This is a genomic window from Pseudomonas promysalinigenes, from assembly GCF_014269025.2.
In the GTDB taxonomy this organism is placed as follows: Bacteria; Pseudomonadota; Gammaproteobacteria; order Pseudomonadales; family Pseudomonadaceae; genus Aquipseudomonas; species Aquipseudomonas promysalinigenes.
Genome location: NZ_CP077094.1, coordinates 4,421,701 through 4,441,139, shown reverse-complemented (window position 1 = coordinate 4,441,139; position 19,439 = coordinate 4,421,701). Strand labels below are relative to the sequence as shown.

Below are 19,439 nucleotides of genomic sequence, written 5' to 3'. Positions count from 1 at the left end.
TGCGTGCCTCGCTGTGGGTGAACCCGCCTCTGCAGGTGCAAACGTGTTAACCCGCGAATAAGGCGGTGCGGTCCTGATTTTCTGCTCGATCGCAGTTGAAGCTCGACCACCGGCTTTTCATGCCGCCGGACAAAGCAGGCATAATACCGCGCCTTCTACACTCAAGCGCATTTTCAGCGATTGCCGGACGCCCCATTGACGCCAGCCAACACCCCTCCAGCATCACTACGTCCCTCGGCCTGCCCGGGGTTGTGGCGCATCGTCAGCGCCCGTGACGGCGGCATCTGCCGAATTAAGCTGCCCGGGGGCCTGTTGCTGGCCGATCAGGCCGAGGCGGTTGCGCTGGCAGCCGAGCGCTTCGCGGGAGGGGTGATCGAGGCGACCAACCGTGCCAACCTGCAGATCCGCGGCATAGGCAGCGACCATGCCGGGCTGATCGAAAGCCTGCTGGCGGCGGGCCTCGGGCCACGGGAGGCGGCCGGCGATGATGTGCGCAACCTGATGCTCAGCCCCTTGGCAGGGCTTGATCCGGCGATGTTGATGGATGTGCGCCCGTTGGCCGGGCAGATCCTTGATCTGCTACAGGGTACGCCGCGCTTGCACCAGTTGTCTGCCAAGTTCGCCCTACAACTGGACGGTGGTGAAGGTGTGGCGATGCTGGAGCACCCTCATGATCTGTGGCTGTCGTCAATGCCCCTGGAGCAGCGCGGCTGGTTGGCATTTGGCCTGGCCAGTTGCCCGGCTGATGGCCACGTAGTGGGTGCGGTGCCGGTGGAACAGGGGCTGGCGCTGGTGCGCGCCGTGCTTGAGCGCTTCCTTGAACTGGCCAGCCCCGAGCAATCGCGTATGCGCCAGTTACTGCAAACCTGCCCGGTGGATGCCTTCATCGATGGCCTGGCGCTGCCGGTGCGCCGCGATGCCCCGGTGCTTGAGTGGCAGCGTGAGCACGTCTCAAGCCCATGGCTGGGGGCCGTGCGACAACAGCACGGTATGGCCTTGGGCGCGGCACCGCCGTTGGGCCGGCTATCGGTTGCCATGCTGCGAGGTGCTGGCGCTGTGGCTCGCCGATGGGGGGACGGCAGCCTGCGCCTGACCCCTTGGCAAAGCCTCATGCTTACCAACATCGACCCTGCCGGGCTTGACCAAGCCATGGATGAACTGGCGGCGCTGGGCCTGCTGTGCAGCCCCACCCAGCCCCTGGTGCGTATGGTCGCCTGCACCGGCAGCCGTGGCTGTGCCAAGGGCCAGGCTGACACCAAAGCCGATGCCGCGCAGTTGGCGGCCCTGATCGGCAGTGGCGCGCCGGGCAGTGTGCACCTGTCCGGTTGCCCGCGCTCTTGCGCCTTGGCCCACGTTGCACCGGCCACGTTGCTGGCCCGCTCACCGGGCCGTTATGACCTGTATCTGCGTGACGCGCACCTGCCGGGCCTGGGTGCCCTGCGCGCCACCGACCTTACCTTGAATGAAGCAGGCGCCATGCTCGCCCTGCCGACGGAGCACCTTGATGATTGACTACATCCGCGATGGTCAGGAGATCTATCGCAACTCCTTCCGGATCATCCGTGAGGAAGCACGGCTCGAGCGGATTCCCGCAGACCTGGAAAAGCTCGCCGTGCGCGTGATCCATGCCTGCGGCATGGTCGATGCCATCGATGGTCTGCAGTTCTCTGAGGGCGCCGGTCGCGCCGGGCGTGAAGCGCTGGCCAACGGCGCACCGATCCTCTGCGATGCGCACATGGTGGCCGAGGGCATCACCCGCGCACGCCTGCCCGCCAACAACCCAGTGATTTGCACCCTGCGCGACCCCAGCGTACCAGCGCTGGCCAAAGACGCCGGCAACACGCGTTCGGCGGTGGCCCTGGAGCTGTGGCGCCCGTACCTGGAAGGAAGTGTCGTGGTGATCGGCAATGCGCCGACGGCGCTGTTCTACCTGCTCGAGATGATCGATGCTGGCGCTCCCAAGCCTGCCCTGATCCTCGGCTTTCCAGTCGGTTTCGTCGGCGCTGCCGAGTCCAAGGCGATGCTGGCCGCCGACAGCCGTGGCGTGCCGTTCGTGATCATGCAGGGCCGCCTGGGGGGCAGCGCCATGGCCGCTGCAGCAGTCAACGCCCTGGCCACGGAGGTGGAATGATGGCGCCGCGCGGACGTTTGCTAGGCCTGGGCGTTGGCCCTGGAGACCCTGAGTTGATCACCGTCAAGGCGCTGCGCTTATTGCGCGAAGCGCCGGTGGTGGCGTACTTCGTGGCCAAGGGCAAGCGCGGTAATGCCTTCGGCATCATCGAGGCACACTTGCAGCCCGAGCAGACTTTACTGGCGCTGGTGTACCCGGTGACCACTGAGTTGCTGCCGGCGCCGCTGTCCTATGAACAGGTGATCAGCGACTTCTACGACGAGGCGGCGGTGCAGGTGGCCGAACACCTGGATGCAGGCCGTGATGTGGCGGTTATCTGCGAGGGCGACCCGTTCTTCTACGGCTCCTACATGTACCTGCACGACCGCCTTGCCCAGCAGCATGCTGCCGAAGTGGTGCCAGGTGTCTGCTCGATGCTCGGTGGCGCCTCGGTATTGGGCGCACCGCTGGTGTATCGCAACCAGAGCCTGTCAGTGCTGTCCGGTGTGCTGCCTGCCGAAGAGCTCAAGCGCCGCCTGGCAGATGCCGATGCCGCGGTGATCATGAAACTGGGCCGCAACTTCCCCAAAGTACGCCAGGTGCTCGGCGAACTGGGCCTGGACCGGCGCGCGCTGTATGTGGAACGGGCGACCATGGCCAACCAGAAGATCGTGCCGTTGGATGAGGTCGACCCGCAGTCGTCGCCGTATTTCTCGCTGATTATCGTGCCGGGGGAAAAATGGCAGGGCTGAACAGGCAGCAGGCACCGGCCATCGTCATTCTTGGGCCGGGCAGTCTGGCCACGGCGCAGCGTATCCAACTGCGTTATCCACAAGCGACGATTCATGGCCTGCGTGGCAGGGTCGAGGGTGCCGATCAGTACTACGACAGCTTCGGCGACAGCTTGCGAGCGTTGTACCAACAGGCGGTACCAATCATTGCGCTATGCGCCGCTGGCATTGTCATCCGCAGCCTGGCCAGCCTGCTGGATGAGAAAGGCGCAGAACCACCGGTGCTGGCGGTGGCCGAGAACGGCAGCGCGGTAGTGCCGTTGCTGGGCGGCCTGAGCGGGGTCAACGTGATGGCGCGCGAGTTGGGTGAGGCGCTGGGTGTGACAGCGGCGATCACCACCAGTGGCGAACTGCGCTTTGGCACCTGCCTGCTCAACCCTCCTGAGGGCTATACCTTGGCGGATATCGAGCAAGGCAAGCGCTTCGTTTCTGACCTGCTGGCCGGTGAAGGCGTGCGTATCGAAGGCGACGCGCCCTGGCTTGCGCATGTTCAACTGCCGACCAGTGACGCAGCCCGGCGCACCATCCATGTAGGCTGTGAGGCCCGCCAGGCCAGCCGCGACGAGTTGCTGATCCACCCGCGGGCTGTGGTGGTGGCAGTGGCAGCTGCCAGGGCTGGGCTGGCCGAGCACGTGCGTGGCGCCCTGAGTGCGGCCGGGATTGCCGAGCGTTCACTGGCGTGTCTGCTGGTGGCCGAGCAAGCCATGGCCGAACCTGCTTTGCACCAGGCCGCTACTGAACTCGGCGTCGAGCTGCGCTTCGCGCCCCTGCAGGGCACGTTGGCCAGCATGGTGGCTGATGTATTGCCCGATGCGCAGCTGATCGAACAGCCTGACATGGTCATCGCCAGGGCGCGGCAGCCGGTCGACCCCGCGCGCCTGGGCCGCAAGCGTGGTCGCCTGGCGGTGATTGGCCTGGGCCCTGGCGCTGCCGAGCTGATGGTGCCAGCGGTCAAGGCCGAACTGTCCCGAGCCCAGGACATCCTTGGCTACGAGACCTACGTGCGCATGGCCGGGCCGTTTCGTGACGATCAAGTGCAGCACTGCACCGACAATCGCGAAGAAATGCAGCGTGCACGGCATGCCTTCGAACTGGCAGCCCAGGGCCGTTCGGTAGTGGTGGTATCTTCCGGCGACCCGGGGGTGTTCGCGATGGCTGCAGCAGTGCTCGAGGCGCTGCATGCTTCCAGCGACCCTGCCTGGCAGCGCGTCGACCTGCAAATCCTGCCGGGGGTTTCGGCTTCGCTGGCCACCGCGGCGCAAGCGGGCGCACCGCTGGGCCACGACTTCTGCGTAATGTCCCTGTCGGACAACCTCAAGCCTTGGTCGATCATCGAAAAGCGCCTGGACCTGGCGGCACAGGCCGACCTGGTGCTGGCCTTCTACAACCCCATCTCCAAGTCCCGGCCGCATCAGCTGGGCAAGGCCCTGGAGGTGGTGCGCTGGCACCGCAGCGGGCAGACACCGGTGGTGCTGGGGCGTGACATCGGCCGGCCAGGGCAGACGCTCAGGGTGGTGACCCTGGCCGAGCTGACTCCAGAGATGGTCGACATGCGTACCATGGTGCTGATCGGTTCATCCACCACCTGTACCTTCGACCGCGCAGACGGCAGCCAATGGGTCTACACCCCGCGTTGGTATCCAGAGGCGCCGTGAAGCCGGGGGCTAGCCGACCAGGTAGCCCTTGATCCCGGTGAAGATGATCTGCGCTGCCAGGGCGCAGACGAACAGGCCCATCAAACGGCTGACGATCTGCAGGCCCTGGTCACCGAGCAGCCTTTCGATGCCATGGGAGAGGTACAGCACCAGGCCGACCGTAAAGCTGGCCATCGCGATACTGACGATGGCCAGCAGCTTGTCGTCCCAGTGGGGTTGGCCGACGCCCATGACCAGCAGCGCACCAATGGTGCCCGGGCCTACGGTAAGAGGGATGGTCAGCGGCACGATGGTCACGTCCTGCTGCACGTTGTCGGCCTGCACGGCCGGTTTGCCCTGGGCCATGCTCAGCGCCGAGATGAACAGCACGCTGCCGGCACCGATGCGAAAGGCATCGGCAGTGATGCCGAAAATACCGAAGATCGCTCGCCCGAACAGATAGAGCAATACGCTGGCCACCAGTGCGGCGAACGCCACCTTCCAGGCCAGTTGCTTGCGCTCTTTGCTGGAGTGACCACGGGTGAGGCTGATGAAGCACGACAAGACGAAGAACGGGCTATAGAGCACCAGCATCTTCAGGTAGACACTGAACAACGCGTGGAGCATGGGAGGGTCCTTGCGGGTGAGGGCCGCTCCGTCACACAGCGACCAGTCGGATTAGGAAGTAGGCGCCGTGTCAGCTTTGGCTTCGCGCTGGTGGGCCCAGTACTGGATCAATTCGCGCAATTGCGACAGCTCTACAGGCTTGGCCATGTGCCCGTCCATGCCGGCCAGCCGTGCGCGCTCCTTGTGCTCTGCCAGTATATGCGCGGTGAGCGCCACCACGGGGGTACGCGGGCGTTGCTGGGTGGATTCCCAGGCTCGCAACTGTTGGGTCGCGGAAAACCCATCCAACACGGGCATTTCGCAGTCCATCAGTACCAGGTCGTAACGCTGTGCCTTCATCGCCTGCAACGCCTCTTCGCCGTTGCTGGCGGTATCGGGCTCCAGGTTGAGCTTGCTAAGCATGCCGCGGATGACCTTGGTCGAGATAGTGTTGTCTTCGGCCACCAATATCCGAAAATCGCTCGGCAGCTCCAGCGCGACGGGTGTGCCCGGCGGCGGCGGGGCTGCCTGCTCACGGCCACGCTGGGCTAATTCTTCGGCCAGGGTGGTCTTGAGGGTGTAGCCGGCCACTGGCTTGGCGAGTATCCGTTTGACCCCGGCATTGCGCGCGATGACCTTGCTGGGCGCATTGCTGATGCCCGTGAGCATCACCACCAGGATGTCGTGGTTCAGGCTCGGGTCTTCCTTGATCTTGGCCGCCAGCTGCATACCTGTCATGCCGGGCATGTTCTGGTCCAGCAGTACGGCGTCGAAATAGTCGCGCAGGTGCGCTTTGGTACGCAGCAAGGCCAATGCCTCCTTGCCCGAGGCCACCGCGCTGACATTCATCCCCCAGGCGCTGCACTGTTGCACCAGGACTTTGCGACAGGTGTCATTGTCGTCCACCACCAGTACCCGGGCATCGCGCAACGGCCCGTCGAGGTCCGCCGGAGGTTGCTCAAGGCGTGATGGGTCGAGCGGCAGGGTCAACCATAGGGTATTACCCGTGGTGGTGCTGCTCTTGATACCGAATTCGCCCTGCATCAGGCCGATCAGTTGCTTGGCGATTACCAGCCCCAGGTGGCCGCCTAGCTTGTTGCTGGATAAGAAGTGATGGCTGTGCAACTCGGCCTGCAAAAGCGCTTCACGCTCGGCGGGAGGCAGCGGCTCGCCGCTGTCCTGCACGGCAATGCGCAAGCGCGGGATTTCGCCGCGCTGGTCCAGGGCGACTACCAGCAGGATCTCCCCCTCGAGGGTATTCTTCAGCGCATTTTCCAACAGGCTCGAAAGCGCCTGACGCAGACGCGTGGGGTCGCCACTGATTACCCGAGGCACCTGGGGCTGAGTGAAGCTGATGAGCTCGATGTTCTGCTGTTCGGCCTTGGCGCGGAAGATGTTCAGGCAATCTTCGATCAGGGCATTGAGATCGAACTGCACGTCATCCAGCTCGATCTGGCGGGATTCGAGTTTGGAGATGTCGAGGATTTCGTTGATCAGTGTCAGCAGCTCGTTGCCGGCGCTGTGAATGGTCTGCACATAGTCGCGCTGCTTGACCGACAACGGTGTGCCGAGCAGCAGTTCGGTCATGCCCAGCACGCCGTTCATGGGGGTGCGTATTTCATGGCTGATCTTGGCCAGAAACTCGGCCTTGGCGTTGATTTCCGCATCGCTGGCTGCCAGCGCACGGCTGGCGCTGAAGCGTTCTTCGTTCATCCGCCGTAGGCGTTCACTGACCGCCAGGTTGAGCAGCAGGCCACTGGCCACGGTCAAGCCCAGGAGGATGCACAGCAACCAGGGTGTGGTGGTGCGGGTCAAGCCGAGCAAGGCCGGCAGCAGCACCAAACCACCCACGTTGAACACCAGCATGGCGATGCAGAATAGCCGAGCCGGTGCATAGCCCTTGTACCATTGGTAGCTGCTGACCAGCAGCATGGTGACGCTGCCCAAGGCCAGCAGGGCGTAGGTCATCAGGTTCAGCGGCAGGGTGTCGACGAACAGCAGGATCAGCCCGCTGACCGCCGCCGCCAGCATTTCGCCGTGCAGCAGCCGGTTGAGCCGTGGCGAGTTGCATGGGCTGAAGAAATGCTGGGTGAAGTACAGCCCCGCCAGCCCCGCCAGCACCAGGGTCAGGTAGGCAGCTGGGGTTTGAGCGCTGTGCCACAGGTGCCACCAGGGGCCGCTGAGGTTGAGCAGGATCAAGCCGCTGAGCATCATCAAGCCATGGTACAAGGCCAGGTACAGGGTGGTGCTGGAGCGGGTGTACAGGAAGCGGATCAGGTTGTGCAGGATCAGCATCACCAGGCCGCCGAAAAGCATGCCGAACAGCAGCGGCTGGGCCTGGTTGGATGCCGCGATACCGGCCGGCACCAGGCTGATGGCCGGGCGCAGTTGGTGTTCGGAAACCAGGCGCAGGTAGATGTCCAGTACGTGCTGGCTGTTGGGCAAGGGTAATACGTGATCGCTGCCGCGCAGGGTAGGGCTGGCATTGCCGGCTTGACGCCCATGGTGCATCTGGCGCAGCAGTTGGTCGCCGTCCAGGGCGTAGAGGTCCAGGCGGGACAGGTCGGGGGCGAAGATGCGCAGCAGTTGCTCCTGCTCGCCAGGTTCCAGGCGATAGTGCAACCACAAGGCCTGGCCGGCCGGTGCGGCATCGAGCTCGTCGAGGGTGGTTGGGCTGAATTGGGTGCGGTAGCGATCGGAGCGCACATCGCTCAATTGCAGGCTGGCCTGTTCATCGAGCAATGCAGTCCATCCTGCGCCCTGTTCGGCCGCAGCCGGGAGCACGCAGAGCAAGGTCAGCAAGCTGACGATAAGAGCTGTGGCAATCCGAAGCCGACGCACTACGAGATCCCTTCCTAGCCGATGTGCCAGATGCTAACTATGCGCGGCGCGCCAAGCCGAAGGCAAGGCCCGCGAGGGCCCTGCCGACGAGCCGGATGCCGCAGGCGCACAGTGCTAGAGCGTGCTGCGGCAAGCCGGTACAACTTACTGCTGGTGCTCACCGCGCTCGCGGGCGATGGCCCGGTAGCCGATGTCGGTACGATAGAAGCTGGCGTTCCAGCTCACTTCCTTGGCCAGGCGGTAGGCCTGCTGCTGGGCATCGGCAACGCTGGCGCCCATGGCGGTTGCGCAGAGCACACGCCCGCCATTGGTGACGACCTGGCCGTCTTTGAGCGAGGTACCGGCATGGAACACCTTGCCTTCGATCTTGGCCGCAGCTTCCAGGCCGTTGATCACCTCACCCTTGGCGTAGTCGCCGGGATAACCGCCGGCAGCCAGCACCACACCCAGGCTTGGGCGGGGGTCCCACTGGGCCTCGACCTTGTCCAGGGCCTTGGCGAACGCGGCCTCGACCAGCAATACCAGGCTCGACTCCAGGCGCAGCATGACCGGCTGAGTCTCTGGGTCGCCAAAGCGGCAGTTGAATTCGATGACCTTAGGGTTGCCCGCCTTGTCGATCATCAGGCCGGCATACAGGAAGCCCGTATACACGTTGCCTTCCTCGGCCATGCCACGCACGGTCGGCCAGATCACTTGATCCATCACGCGCTGGTGAACGTCGGCGGTGACCACCGGTGCAGGCGAGTAGGCGCCCATGCCGCCGGTGTTGGGGCCGGTATCCTGGTCGCCAACGCGCTTGTGGTCCTGGCTGGTGGCCATGGGCAGCACGTTGTGGCCGTCGACCATGACGATGAAGCTGGCTTCTTCGCCATCGAGGAACTCTTCGATGACCACGCGGGAACCTGCATCACCGAAAGCGTTGCCGGCCAGCATGTCACGCACGGCGGCTTCGGCTTCTTCCAAGGTCATGGCGACGATTACGCCTTTACCTGCAGCCAGGCCGTCGGCCTTGATCACGATCGGTGCGCCTTTTTCCTGCAGGTAGGCCAGGGCCGGCTCGATTTCGGTGAAGTTCTGGTAGTCGGCGGTCGGGATCTTGTGACGGGCCAGGAAATCCTTGGTGAAAGCCTTGGAGCCTTCCAGCTGAGCCGCGCCCTTGGTTGGGCCGAAGCAGTCCAGGCCACGGCTGCGGAACAGGTCGACCACGCCGATCACCAGAGGCGCTTCAGGGCCGACGATGGTCATGTCGACGTTCTTTTCGGCAAAGTCTGCCAGTTGCTCCAGGGCGCAGACGTCGATGGCGACGTTCTCGCACTTGGCCTCGGTGGCGGTGCCGGCGTTGCCTGGGGCAACGAACACCTTCTCCACGCGCGGGTCTTGAGCGACTTTCCAAGCCAGGGCGTGCTCACGGCCGCCGCTGCCGATGATCAAAACTTTCATGTCATAACCTCGAATTCTTTCGGACGGGAGGCTAGGCCTCACACTGTACGCGGTCGCACTGAAGCCGGGAGCTGCAAGGCGGGGCCGGTTCCGATGAGCGCGGATGCCTGCTGGCAATGAGCATCAGCGGAACCGGCCCTACCTCAGCAGATGCCTGCTTCAGTGCGGCCGATTGCCATAAATCAGTGGCGGAAGTGGCGCATACCGGTGAAGACCATGGCGATGCCGGCTTCATCAGCGGCAGCGATCACCTCGGCGTCACGCATCGAACCACCTGGCTGGATAACGGCGCTGATACCCACTTTAGCCGCGTTGTCGATGCCATCACGGAACGGGAAGAACGCATCCGAGGCCATGACCGCGCCCTGTACCTGCAAGCCAGCATGCTCGGCCTTGATGGCGGCGATGCGGGCGGAGTTGACGCGGCTCATCTGGCCGGCGCCAACACCGATGGTCTGGCGCTGCTTGGCATAGACGATGGCATTGGACTTGACGAACTTGGCCACTTTCCAGGCGAACACCAGGTCGTGGATCTCTTGCTCGGTCGGGGCACGTTTGGTGACGATCTTCAGGTCATCGGCGGTGATCATGCCGATATCGCGGCTTTGCACCAGCAAACCGCCGTTGACGCGCTTGAAGTCCCAACCGGCAGCGCGCTCGGCTGGCCACTCACCGCATTCGAGCAGGCGCACGTTCTGCTTGGCCGAGACCACGTCGCGGGCAGCCTGGGAAATTTTCGGCGCGATGATCACTTCGACGAACTGGCGGTCGACGATGGCCTGAGCGGTTTCGCCATCCAGTTCGCGGTTGAAGGCGATGATGCCGCCGAACGCCGACTCGGTGTCGGTGGCATAGGCCAGGTCGTAGGCCTTGCGGATGCCGCCTTCGTTTTCAGGCACCACGGCCACGCCGCACGGGTTGGCGTGCTTGACGATGACGCAGGCCGGCTTGACGAAGCTCTTGACGCACTCCAGTGCAGCGTCGGTATCGGCCACGTTGTTGAACGACAGTTCCTTGCCTTGCAGCTGCACGGCGGTGGAGATGCTGGCTTCGCCCTTTTTCGCTTCGACGTAGAACGCCGCGCTCTGGTGTGGGTTCTCGCCGTAGCGCATTTCCTGCGCCTTGACGAACTGGCTGTTGAACGTGCGTGGGAATTCGCTGCGCGCTTCTGTGCTCAGGGTTTCTTTGGCCTGATCGATGGTGCCCATGTAGTTGGCGATCATGCCGTCGTAGGCAGCCGTGTGCTCGAATGCCTTGAGCATCAGGTCGAAGCGCTGGGCGTAGGTCAGACCACCGGCCTTCAGGCCCTGCAGAACGCCGGCATAATCGCTGGCGTTGACCACGATGGCGACGTCCTTGTGGTTCTTGGCAGCTGAGCGGACCATGGTCGGGCCGCCGATGTCGATGTTCTCGATGGCGGTCGGCAGGTCACAGCCGGGTTTGGAAATGGTGGCTTCGAAGGGGTACAGGTTCACTGCAACCAGGTCGATCGGCTTGATGCCGTGCTCGTTCATGATGGCATCGTCAGTGCCGCGGCGGCCGAGGATGCCACCGTGGATCTTCGGGTGCAGGGTCTTGACCCGGCCATCCATCATTTCGGCGAAGCCAGTGTAGTCGGCCACTTCCACCGCGTTCACACCGTTGTCCTTGAGCAGCTTGTAGGTGCCGCCAGTGGACAGGATCTCGACACCGAGCTGTTGCAGCTCACGGGCGAATTCGAGGATACCGGTCTTGTCGGAGACGCTGATCAGGGCGCGGCGGACTGGCAGGCGGGTAGTCTGGTCGGTCATTTCGGGTTCCAATAACGCGGTGGAGTCAGCAAAAAAGGCGTCTCTTTGCAGAGGCCGCCTTTTCTGATTGGGATTCTGGCTTACAACAAATCGTACTGCTTGAGCTTCTTGCGCAGGGTGCCACGGTTGAGCCCGAGCATCTCGCTGGCCTTGGTCTGGTTGCCCTTCACGTAGTTCATCACGCTTTCGAGCAGGGGCGCCTCGACTTCGGAGAGCACCAGGTTGTACACGTCGGTGACCGTCGCGCCCTCCAGGTGTGCGAAGTAGTTGTGCAGCGCCTTCTCGACGCTGTCGCGAAGGGTCTGGCCCTCTTCGCTCGGCGTGTTGAGGTGCTGTTTGAGGTTGGCGTTGTCGCTCACGGGCGTTGTTCCACTCACTAATGTCTCAGTCATCATCGTCATGCGGCCACCCCTTGTCCGTCCTCTGTCTCAAGGCTCTGTCGACGTTCGCTGAAATACTCGCGAACGTTGGCGCACTGCGCTTGTGTGTCTTCCAAAGCGTTGAACCGGGCGCGAAACTCCTTGCCGCCGGGTCGTGTTGCCAGGTACCAGCCCACGTGCTTACGGGCGATACGTACGCCCATCACATCGCCATAGAAGGCATGCAGCGCGGCCAGGTGCTCCAGCAGGATGCGTTCCACTTCGTCCAACTGCGGGGCCGGCAAATGCTGGCCAGTCCCAAGAAAATGTTCGATCTCGCGAAAGATCCAGGGCCGGCCCTGGGCAGCCCGGCCGATCAGCAAGCCGTCGACGCCGGTGGCATCGAGCACTGCCCGGGCCTTTTCCGGCGAAGTGATATCGCCATTGGCGAAAACCGGGATCGACACTGCCTGCTTGATGGCCGCGATGGTGTCGTACTCGGCATCGCCTTTGTACAGGTCGGCGCGTGTACGGCCATGCACCGCCAGCGCCTGAATGCCGGCCTGTTCGGCGATCTTCGCCACGTTCAGGCCGTTCTTGTTCGCCCGGTCCCAGCCCGTGCGGATTTTCAGGGTCACTGGTACGTCCACCGCGCCGACTACGGCGTGGAGGATTTCAGCGACCAGAGCTTCATCTCTCAATAAAGCAGAGCCTGCAGCTTTGTTGCAGACTTTTTTCGCCGGGCAGCCCATGTTGATGTCGATGATCTGGGCGCCTGCCTGGACATTGGCCCGGGCGGCCGCTGCCATCATCTGCGCATCACCGCCGGCGATCTGCACCGAGCGTGGCTCGGGATCACCTTCGTGGATGCGGCGCAGGCTGGACTTGCGGCTGTTCCACAGGCTCATGTCGCTGCTGATCATCTCCGACACCACCATGCCGGCGCCCAGGCGCTTGCAAAGTGTTCGGAAAGGCTGGTCCGTGACCCCGGCCATGGGCGCGAGGATCAGGTTGTTGCGTAGTGTGTAAGGGCCGATGCGTACCGCCGACATAGGTGTTCCCTGTTGTGGGGCCGAATCATTGGAGTTCGAAAAAGGGTTGGCATGATACCCGCTCTCGATGACCGGATAAAGAAGGATTTGGATAAATTCTGAACAGCTGCGACCGGTAGCAGGGCGCCTGATGCAGCAAGCCTCAGGCCCCAGCAGCAACCTGGCCGCTTAGCGGCTCGCAGGTTGCCAACATTGCCGCTTGTCGGCTAATCCGGGGAGCGGAAGCTGAGGCTGTAGTTCACCGCCTTGGGGCCTGGGTCGAGAATGTCCAGGGCGATATGGATGGGTGTCTGGCTCGGCATTTCACCGCGCCCGGCAAGCTCACCCGACAGGTACTCGCTGGGCTTGAAGCGCCGGCTGGCGATCAACTGGCCGTTGAGGTCGGCGAAGCGCAACTCCAGCAAAGGAAACGGCTGGGCGAACGGAGCGCGGTTGTAGATGATCGCATCGACGATCAGCGCGCCTTTGAAGTCCGGGTGGCTGCGCACGACCAGGTTACTGCTTTTGATGCGGGCGATATCGACACGGGTCGGCACCTGGCAGCCGAACGTCGGGCACAGTTGCTGGAAGATTGGCCGGTACTGGTCCTGGCGGGCCAGTTCGTCGAAGTGGAACCACACGTACTGAAATGCCAGCAGGCCGGCGGCCAGCAGGCTGAGCATGCCCCAAAGCAAGCGCTTGCCCCAGTTGGGCTGTGGTTTTTCCCAACCCAGTTGCAGCGGGTCATCGACCACCTCGACCAGCGGTTCCTTGCGCGCCGGGCGTTCGGGCCTGGCGGCTAAACCAGGCTCCAGGCGTTCGCCGGCAACTGGCTCGAGCGGGTCGCTATCGTCGTCGTCACGGGCACTGAGGCCCGTGGCGTGTACCACCTCGTCGGGCTCGCCCACGCGCTCTACAGGCTCGGGCTCGATGCTGAGTCGGGTGTGCGCCTGGTCATCGAAGTCCAGGTCCAGGCTGCGACCCAGGGTGGGTTCGGAACGCGCGTTCGGTTCCGCTTCCAATGGCTGCTCGTCCAGCAGTATCGGCATGGGCTCATGGGCTTGGTCAGGCTCATGGTGGTCGTCTGTTGCGGTGCCGAAGGGTACGTCGTCATGGGCTTGGGCAACCGGTTCGTCGCGGCGAGCCTGCAGGGCATCGGCCTTGGCGTCAAAACCCGGTTCGGCAGGTTCGCCACGGCGCTCCAGGCGCGCTAGCTCCTGGTCCAGGTCGAGCTCCTCCAACGCCTGGGCAGTGGCGGCCCAATCCTCTTTCTCGGGCACAGACGGCGCATTGCTGGCCACTGGCTCGGCTGCAGCGACCGGCTCCTGCTGCGCAGGCGGTGGCTCAACAGGGGCAGCGCCGGCTGTGGCGCGGTGTTGTTCCAGCAGCTGCTTGGCCGCATTGAACACCTGCAGGCAATGGCCGCAGCGGACGACGCCGCGAGCCACGCTCAACTGGTGATGGGTGACGCGAAAGCTGGTCTGGCAATGCGGGCACTGGGTGACGAAACTGTCGGTCATGCGGCGATCCGGGAGCTGTGCAGAGGAATAGTCTAGGCCCGCTTAGCGGCGCCGACCACTGATGCGCACCCAACCGTCGCGCACGACGATCGGGTCCAGGTCGAAATCGGCGGCGTAGGCTGCAGCCACTTCCTCACCCTGCTCGGCGAGAATGCCCGACAGCGCCAGCAGGCCACCTGGGCGAACCAGGCCAGAAAGCTGCGGCGCCAGCGAAACCAGCGGGCCTGCCAGGATGTTGGCGACCAAAACGTCTGCCTGCATGGCCGGCATGTGCTCGGGCAGGTAAAGCGCGAACTTGTGGTCGTCGATGCCATTGCGCTGGGCGTTGTCGCGCGAGGCTTCGATGGCTTGCACGTCGATGTCGGTACCGACCGCTTCACGAGCCCCCAGCAGCAGGGCACCGATGGCAAGAATGCCGGAACCACAGCCGAAGTCCAGCACCTGGGTGTCTTGCAGTTGCTGGCCGTCGAGCCACTCCAGGCACAGCGCAGTGGTCGGGTGGGTGCCGGTGCCGAAGGCAAGGCCCGGGTCCAGCAGCAGGTTGACGGCGTCTTTCTCCGGTGCATCGTGCCAGCTTGGCACGATCCACAGGCGCTGGCCGAAGCGCATTGGCTGGAAACCGTCCATCCAGCTGCGCTCCCAGTCCTGATCCTCGATCACCTCGGCCTGATGCTCGGGCAGCTCGGCGCCGGTGAGCAATTTCAGGTGGGCGAACACCGCCTCAGGCTCAGCATCTGCTTCGAACAGGGCCAGCAAATGGGTGTGCGACCACAGCGGGGTGGTGTTGAGGTCGGGTTCGAAGATCGGCTGGTCTTCGGCATCCATGAACGTGACCGATACGGCGCCTACTTCGAGCAGAGCGTCTTCGTAGGTTTCGGCTTGTTCCGGGCTGATGGCCAGGCGTACTTGCAGCCAAGGCATGGCGGGCACCTTTGGTAAATCTGACAGGGGCAGCCCAGGGCTGCGTAAAGGCTGGCAGTTTACGCGAGTGCACAGGCTTTGTGGTACAGCAACGAAAGCCGCCGGGCCTTGGCGCCCGACGGCCTGTTGCGTGCAGCAAAACCCTAGCCGCCAGGGGATACGATGATCTTGACGTTGTGCTCTTTGTTGTTGACCAGCTCCTCGAAGCCCAGCTCGACAATCTGTTCCAGCCCAATCCGCCCTGTCACCAGTGGTCGAATGTCGAGGCGGCCATCGGCGATGAAGGCGATGACATCAGCGAATTCGCCGTTGTACGCCAAGGCGCCCATTACCTGTTTTTCGGTGGACACCAGTTCGAAGAAGTTGAACTCGCTGGGCTCTTCGAAAATGCCTACCAACACACACTTGCCGGCTTTGCGAACGGTGTCGATGGCCAACTTGGCGGTGTTTTTGTTGCCGATGCATTCGAAGCTCACATCCGCACCAAGCCCACCTGTCAGTGCGCGAATCTCGGCCAGGGCGTCGCACTGGCTTGGGTCCAGCACCCAGTTGGCGCCGACCTCCTTGGCCTTGGCCTTGCGTGCCGAGGACATCTCCAGGGCGATTACCTGAGCGGCGCCAGCAGCCTTGGCGCACATGATGGTACATAGGCCAATGGTGCCCGCGCCTATGACCACGACGCTCTGGCCCAGCAGGCTGCCGGCCTTTTTCACCGCGTGCATGCCCACCGCTAGCGGCTCGATCAACGCCCCCGCCTCGCGGGGGAAACCTTCTGGCAGGCGATAGAGCAGATTGGCAGGCACATTCACCCGCTCGGCGAAGGCGCCGTTGTTCATCAAGCCAGTGAACGCCAGGCGTTCGCAGATGTTGTACAGGCCATGGGTGCAGTAGTAACAGGTGCCGCAGTGCTGACAAGCATCTGCAGCGACCGGGTCGCCCACCGCATAGCCCTCGACGCCATCGCCGAGTTTGGCGATTTCGCCACAGAATTCGTGGCCGAGGATGCACTGCCCTTGAATGCCGGTGAGCGGGTGTGGTGCTTCAACGGGGATGAACACAGGGCCTGCGACGTATTCATGCAGGTCGGAGCCGCAGATGCCGCACCAGTCCACCTTGATCTGCACCCAGCCGGGCGGCGGGTCGCCAGGCAAGGGCACCTGTTCGACGCGGATGTCGTGGCGGCCGTGCCAGACGGCTGCGCGCATGTGGGTATGGCTGAGGTCATTCATGCTGATTGTCTCCAGGCTCATGGGAAGGGGCTCAGTGCTTGCGCAAAAAGGCCAAGAGTTGTTCGTTGACCTGTTCGGCCGCCTCCATCTGCACCATGTGGCCAACCGCAGGCACGAGTAGGGTTTGAGCATCCAGGCCCTGGGCATGGCTGGCGGGGATGATCGCGTCAGCGGCTCCCCACACCACCAGCGTCGGCTGCTGGTGCACAACGCAGCGCAGTTGCAGGCGCTGGTGGTCGCCGTCGGCCAGGGAAGCAGCGAGCTGCTGCAAGGCGGTGTCGACCCCTTCCAGGCGCTTGAACTTGAGCATGTCTTCGAGCATCTGCCGGGTGACCAGGCTGGGGTCGGCGAACAATTGCGTCAGCTGTGGCTTGAGTGCATTGCGGTTGGCAGCCGCGACGAAGCCCTTCAAGTAGCCGCCGTTGATCGCCTCGCCCAACCCGGCACTGGCGATCAGGGTCAGGCTAGCCACCCTGTGCGGCTGCAAGCGCGCCAGGTTCAGACATACGGCACCCCCCATGGAATGCCCAGCCAGGTGAGCGCGCTGGATATCCAGGTGCTCGAGCAGTGCCAGCACAGCCTCGCTGAGCTCGTCCAGATCGCCGCGCTGCAGCGTCTTGGCGGACTCGCCGTGGCCGGGCAGGTCCAAAGCGATCACGCGGCGTTCAGTGGCCAGCGCAGGGTGATTGAAGAGCCAGTTGTTGAGGTCGCCGCCAAACCCATGTACCAGTACCAGTGGCGTTCCCCCTTCACCCAGCTCGAACCAGCGCAGCAGGCGGCCGCCCACCTCGGCCTTCTGCGGGGCAGGGCCTTGGGCCTGCTCGGCGCTGCCTTGAGCGGTGAAGTCGGCTTGAAAACGTTGCACAACGGCATCGATTTCGGCTTCGTCTGCTTCGCCTTCCACCACAACGCCGAGCAATGCGCCCACCGGCAGTGTCTCGTCCGGCTGGGCGACAAGGCGGCGCAACACGCCACTGAAGGGGGCTTCGACGCTGCTGCTGATCTTGTCGGTCTCAACGTCCAGGACTTCATCACCTTTGGCGATTGGGTCGCCTTCGTGCTTGAGCCAGGCATCGACCCGGCCTTCGGTCATCGACAGACCCCACTTGGGCATGGTCAAGGTATGGATCTGGCTCATGCGGCACTCCTTGTGGCTTCGATCACTTTGCGCACGGCAGCTTCGATTTTCCCCGCGTCGGGGATGTACAGGTCTTCCAGGGCGTCCGAGAACGGGACCGGAGTGTGCGGTGCTGTGACCATCTCGATGGGGCCCTTGAGCGCAGCAAATGCCTTTTGCGCAACCAGCGCGCTGATGTCGGTGGCCATGGAACAGCGCGGGTTGGCCTCATCGATCACGACCAACCTGCCGGTTTTCTCCACACTCTCGAGGACGCTGTCCTCGTCCAGTGGGCTGGTGGTGCGCAAGTCCAGCACTTCGCAATCGATGCCCTGACGTGCCAGGTTGTTGGCGGCCTCTAGCGCCACATGCACCATGCGGCCATAGGTCACCAGGGTCACGTCGTCGCCATCGCGCAGGAAGTTGGCTTCGCCAAAGGGTACGGTGTACACCTCCTCCGGCACCTCGCCTTGCATGCCATAAAGCAGTTTGTGCTCACAGAAGATGACCGGATCGTTGTCGCGAATCGCTTGGATCAGCAGGCCCTTGGCGTCGTAGGGTGAGGAGGGGCAGACCACCTTCAAGCCCGGAATGTGAGTCCACAGCGAGGTAAGCATCTGCGAGTGCTGGGCCGCGGCCCGCAACCCGGCACCGTACATGGTGCGCATCACCAGCGGTGTGACGGCCTTGCCGCCGAACATGTAGCGAAACTTCGCCGCCTGGTTGAGGATCTGGTCCAGGCAGCAGCCGGCGAAGTCGACGAACATCAGTTCGCACACCGGGCGCAGGCCCTGAGTGGCAGCGCCGACCGCTGCGCCGACGTAGCCGATTTCCGACAGTGGGGCGTCCAGTACCCGTCCGGGAAATTGATGGTAAAGGCCCTTGGTCACACCCAGCACACCGCCCCAGGCATCATCTTCGCCAGGTGCCCCGGCGCCACCGGCGACGTCTTCGCCGATGATGAACACGGTATTGTCGCGGCGCATTTCCTGGGCCAGGGCTTCGTTGATAGCCTGCTGATAGCTGATTTTTCTAGCCATGGTGGTTCTCCTGTTGTTCTTGTTGTCTGGGCTCAGGGGTAGGCGACGTACACGTCGGTGAGCAGGTCGGCGGGCTGTGGCTTGGGGTCGGACTTGGCACGACGTACCGCGTCTTCTATCTGGTCTTGGACGCGGGCATCCACGGCGTCCAGGTCGGCGGCTTGCACTAGCCCGGCGCGAGTCACTCTGCTGCGAAACTGCAGCAGGCAGTCACGGCTTTCCCGCAGGTTCTTCACCTCGTCCGGGGCGCGGTAGGTTTGTGCGTCGCCTTCGAAATGGCCGTAGTAACGGCTGAGCTTGACCTCGATCAGCGACGGGCCTTGGCCTGAACGTGCTCGCTCGATGGCTGCACCTGCAGCCTCATGCACTGCGAAGAAGTCGAAGCCATCGATGGTGACCCCTGGCATGCCGAAGCCTGCGGCGCGGTCGGCGATGTGGTCGCAGGCCACGGACCAGTTCGAGGCAGTGGCTTCGGCGTACCCATTGTTCTCGGCCACGAAGATGCACGGCAGGTTCATGATCGAAGCCAGGTTCATGGCCTCGAAGACTGCGCCTTCGTTGGAGGCGCCGTCGCCGAAGAACGCCACGGCGACGTCGTCGCGGCCTTTGAGTTTGGCGGCCAATGCAGCGCCCGCCACCAGCGGCGCGCCTGCGCCAACGATGCCATTGGCGCCGAGCATGCCTTTCTCAAGGTCGGCAATGTGCATCGAGCCGCCTTTGCCGCCGCATACGCCGGTCTTCTTGCCATAGATCTCGGCCATCATGCCGTACACATCGACGCCCTTGGCGATGCAATGGCCATGACCACGGTGGGTCGAGGCAATACAGTCGCTGTCGCGCAGGTGTGCCATGACCCCGGCCGCTGAGGCTTCTTCACCGGCGTACAAGTGGACGAAACCGGGAATTTCGCCCGTGGCGAACTCTACGTGCAGGCGTTCTTCGAAAGCACGGATGGTGCGCATGACTTCATAGGCATGCAGCAGTTGCGCGGAACTGAGGTGAGTGGACAT

The 19,439-nt window shown here is 63.6% G+C and carries 16 protein-coding genes; 4 read left to right on the top strand and 12 right to left on the bottom strand.

The window, feature by feature from the left end; all coding sequences use genetic code 11:
• The first annotated feature begins 180 nt into the window (after positions 1-180).
• Genes cobG through cobJ form a run of 4 tightly spaced genes read left to right on the top strand, consistent with a single transcriptional unit; the run spans position 181 to position 4,556 of the window.
• Positions 181-1,512, top strand: a complete 1,332-nt coding sequence (gene cobG / locus HU725_RS20155) for a precorrin-3B synthase (protein ID WP_186476417.1) — start codon at positions 181-183, stop codon at positions 1,510-1,512.
• Positions 1,505-2,131 (top strand): precorrin-8X methylmutase, encoded by a 627-nt coding sequence (locus HU725_RS20150; RefSeq protein WP_060477899.1) that lies wholly within the window; start codon positions 1,505-1,507, stop codon positions 2,129-2,131. The genes cobG and HU725_RS20150 overlap by 8 nt, the downstream gene beginning before the upstream one ends.
• Positions 2,128-2,862 (top strand): precorrin-2 C(20)-methyltransferase, encoded by a 735-nt coding sequence (locus HU725_RS20145; RefSeq protein ID WP_060477898.1) that lies wholly within the window; start codon positions 2,128-2,130, stop codon positions 2,860-2,862. The genes HU725_RS20150 and HU725_RS20145 overlap by 4 nt, the downstream gene beginning before the upstream one ends.
• On the top strand, positions 2,850-4,556 hold the full coding sequence (gene cobJ / locus HU725_RS20140; RefSeq protein ID WP_186476418.1) for a precorrin-3B C(17)-methyltransferase: 1,707 nt from the start codon (positions 2,850-2,852) through the stop codon (positions 4,554-4,556). Before HU725_RS20145 ends, cobJ begins: the two co-directional genes overlap by 13 nt.
• 9 nt (positions 4,557-4,565) lie before the next feature.
• Here the strand turns inward: cobJ and HU725_RS20135 are convergent, their stop codons facing one another.
• The 12 genes from HU725_RS20135 to HU725_RS20080 all read right to left on the bottom strand — a co-directional run bounded on the left by HU725_RS20135 (position 4,566) and on the right by HU725_RS20080 (position 19,439).
• Positions 4,566-5,162 carry a MarC family protein gene (locus HU725_RS20135; RefSeq protein WP_060477896.1) on the bottom strand — a complete coding sequence of 199 codons (597 nt, stop codon included), beginning with the start codon at positions 5,160-5,162 and terminating at the stop codon, positions 4,566-4,568.
• A gap of 51 nt (positions 5,163-5,213) precedes the next feature.
• On the bottom strand, positions 5,214-7,982 hold the full coding sequence (locus HU725_RS20130) for a hybrid sensor histidine kinase/response regulator (RefSeq protein WP_186476419.1): 2,769 nt from the start codon (positions 7,980-7,982) through the stop codon (positions 5,214-5,216).
• Between the two features lie 144 nt (positions 7,983-8,126).
• The gene (purD, locus tag HU725_RS20125; RefSeq protein ID WP_186476420.1) at positions 8,127-9,422 is read right to left on the bottom strand and encodes a phosphoribosylamine--glycine ligase; all 1,296 of its coding nucleotides are present in this window, start codon (positions 9,420-9,422) and stop codon (positions 8,127-8,129) included.
• A gap of 182 nt (positions 9,423-9,604) precedes the next feature.
• Positions 9,605-11,212, bottom strand: coding sequence for a bifunctional phosphoribosylaminoimidazolecarboxamide formyltransferase/IMP cyclohydrolase (gene purH, locus HU725_RS20120; RefSeq protein WP_186476421.1), 1,608 nt, complete (start codon positions 11,210-11,212; stop codon positions 9,605-9,607).
• An 80-nt stretch (positions 11,213-11,292) separates the two neighbouring features.
• Positions 11,293-11,613, bottom strand: a complete 321-nt coding sequence (gene fis / locus HU725_RS20115; protein WP_008093076.1) for a DNA-binding transcriptional regulator Fis — start codon at positions 11,611-11,613, stop codon at positions 11,293-11,295.
• Positions 11,610-12,623, bottom strand: a complete 1,014-nt coding sequence (gene dusB / locus HU725_RS20110) for a tRNA dihydrouridine synthase DusB (RefSeq protein WP_186476422.1) — start codon at positions 12,621-12,623, stop codon at positions 11,610-11,612. The genes fis and dusB overlap by 4 nt, the downstream gene beginning before the upstream one ends.
• 206 nt (positions 12,624-12,829) lie before the next feature.
• The gene (locus tag HU725_RS20105) at positions 12,830-14,122 is read right to left on the bottom strand and encodes a DUF3426 domain-containing protein (RefSeq protein WP_186476423.1); all 1,293 of its coding nucleotides are present in this window, start codon (positions 14,120-14,122) and stop codon (positions 12,830-12,832) included.
• Positions 14,123-14,164: 42 nt separating this feature from the next.
• Complete coding sequence (gene prmA, locus HU725_RS20100; RefSeq protein ID WP_186476424.1) at positions 14,165-15,043, bottom strand: 50S ribosomal protein L11 methyltransferase; 879 nt, start codon at positions 15,041-15,043, stop codon at positions 14,165-14,167.
• A gap of 143 nt (positions 15,044-15,186) precedes the next feature.
• The gene (locus HU725_RS20095; RefSeq protein ID WP_225915552.1) at positions 15,187-16,248 is read right to left on the bottom strand and encodes a 2,3-butanediol dehydrogenase; all 1,062 of its coding nucleotides are present in this window, start codon (positions 16,246-16,248) and stop codon (positions 15,187-15,189) included.
• Positions 16,249-16,303: 55 nt separating this feature from the next.
• Complete coding sequence (locus tag HU725_RS20090; RefSeq protein ID WP_186476425.1) at positions 16,304-17,410, bottom strand: acetoin dehydrogenase dihydrolipoyllysine-residue acetyltransferase subunit; 1,107 nt, start codon at positions 17,408-17,410, stop codon at positions 16,304-16,306.
• Complete coding sequence (locus HU725_RS20085) at positions 17,407-18,429, bottom strand: alpha-ketoacid dehydrogenase subunit beta (protein ID WP_186476426.1); 1,023 nt, start codon at positions 18,427-18,429, stop codon at positions 17,407-17,409. Before HU725_RS20085 ends, HU725_RS20090 begins: the two co-directional genes overlap by 4 nt.
• Before the next feature lie 32 nt (positions 18,430-18,461).
• Positions 18,462-19,439, bottom strand: a complete 978-nt coding sequence (locus HU725_RS20080; protein ID WP_186476427.1) for a thiamine pyrophosphate-dependent dehydrogenase E1 component subunit alpha — start codon at positions 19,437-19,439, stop codon at positions 18,462-18,464.

What these genes read in the sequence shown, in the direction of transcription:
- HU725_RS20095 (WP_225915552.1), bottom strand. Translation starts at nt 16,248, where the DNA reads ATGCGCGCAGCCGTCTGGCACGGCCGCCACGACATCCGCGTCGAACAG.
- HU725_RS20080 (WP_186476427.1), bottom strand. Translation starts at nt 19,439, where the DNA reads ATGTCCACTCACCTCAGTTCCGCGCAACTGCTGCATGCCTATGAAGTC.
- prmA (WP_186476424.1), bottom strand. Translation starts at nt 15,043, where the DNA reads ATGCCTTGGCTGCAAGTACGCCTGGCCATCAGCCCGGAACAAGCCGAA.
- HU725_RS20105 (WP_186476423.1), bottom strand. Translation starts at nt 14,122, where the DNA reads ATGACCGACAGTTTCGTCACCCAGTGCCCGCATTGCCAGACCAGCTTT.
- cobJ (WP_186476418.1), top strand. Translation starts at nt 2,850, where the DNA reads ATGGCAGGGCTGAACAGGCAGCAGGCACCGGCCATCGTCATTCTTGGG.
- purD (WP_186476420.1), bottom strand. Translation starts at nt 9,422, where the DNA reads ATGAAAGTTTTGATCATCGGCAGCGGCGGCCGTGAGCACGCCCTGGCT.
- fis (WP_008093076.1), bottom strand. Translation starts at nt 11,613, where the DNA reads ATGACGATGATGACTGAGACATTAGTGAGTGGAACAACGCCCGTGAGC.
- HU725_RS20085 (WP_186476426.1), bottom strand. Translation starts at nt 18,429, where the DNA reads ATGGCTAGAAAAATCAGCTATCAGCAGGCTATCAACGAAGCCCTGGCC.
- purH (WP_186476421.1), bottom strand. Translation starts at nt 11,212, where the DNA reads ATGACCGACCAGACTACCCGCCTGCCAGTCCGCCGCGCCCTGATCAGC.
- HU725_RS20145 (WP_060477898.1), top strand. Translation starts at nt 2,128, where the DNA reads ATGATGGCGCCGCGCGGACGTTTGCTAGGCCTGGGCGTTGGCCCTGGA.
- HU725_RS20135 (WP_060477896.1), bottom strand. Translation starts at nt 5,162, where the DNA reads ATGCTCCACGCGTTGTTCAGTGTCTACCTGAAGATGCTGGTGCTCTAT.
- HU725_RS20150 (WP_060477899.1), top strand. Translation starts at nt 1,505, where the DNA reads ATGATTGACTACATCCGCGATGGTCAGGAGATCTATCGCAACTCCTTC.
- HU725_RS20090 (WP_186476425.1), bottom strand. Translation starts at nt 17,410, where the DNA reads ATGAGCCAGATCCATACCTTGACCATGCCCAAGTGGGGTCTGTCGATG.
- dusB (WP_186476422.1), bottom strand. Translation starts at nt 12,623, where the DNA reads ATGTCGGCGGTACGCATCGGCCCTTACACACTACGCAACAACCTGATC.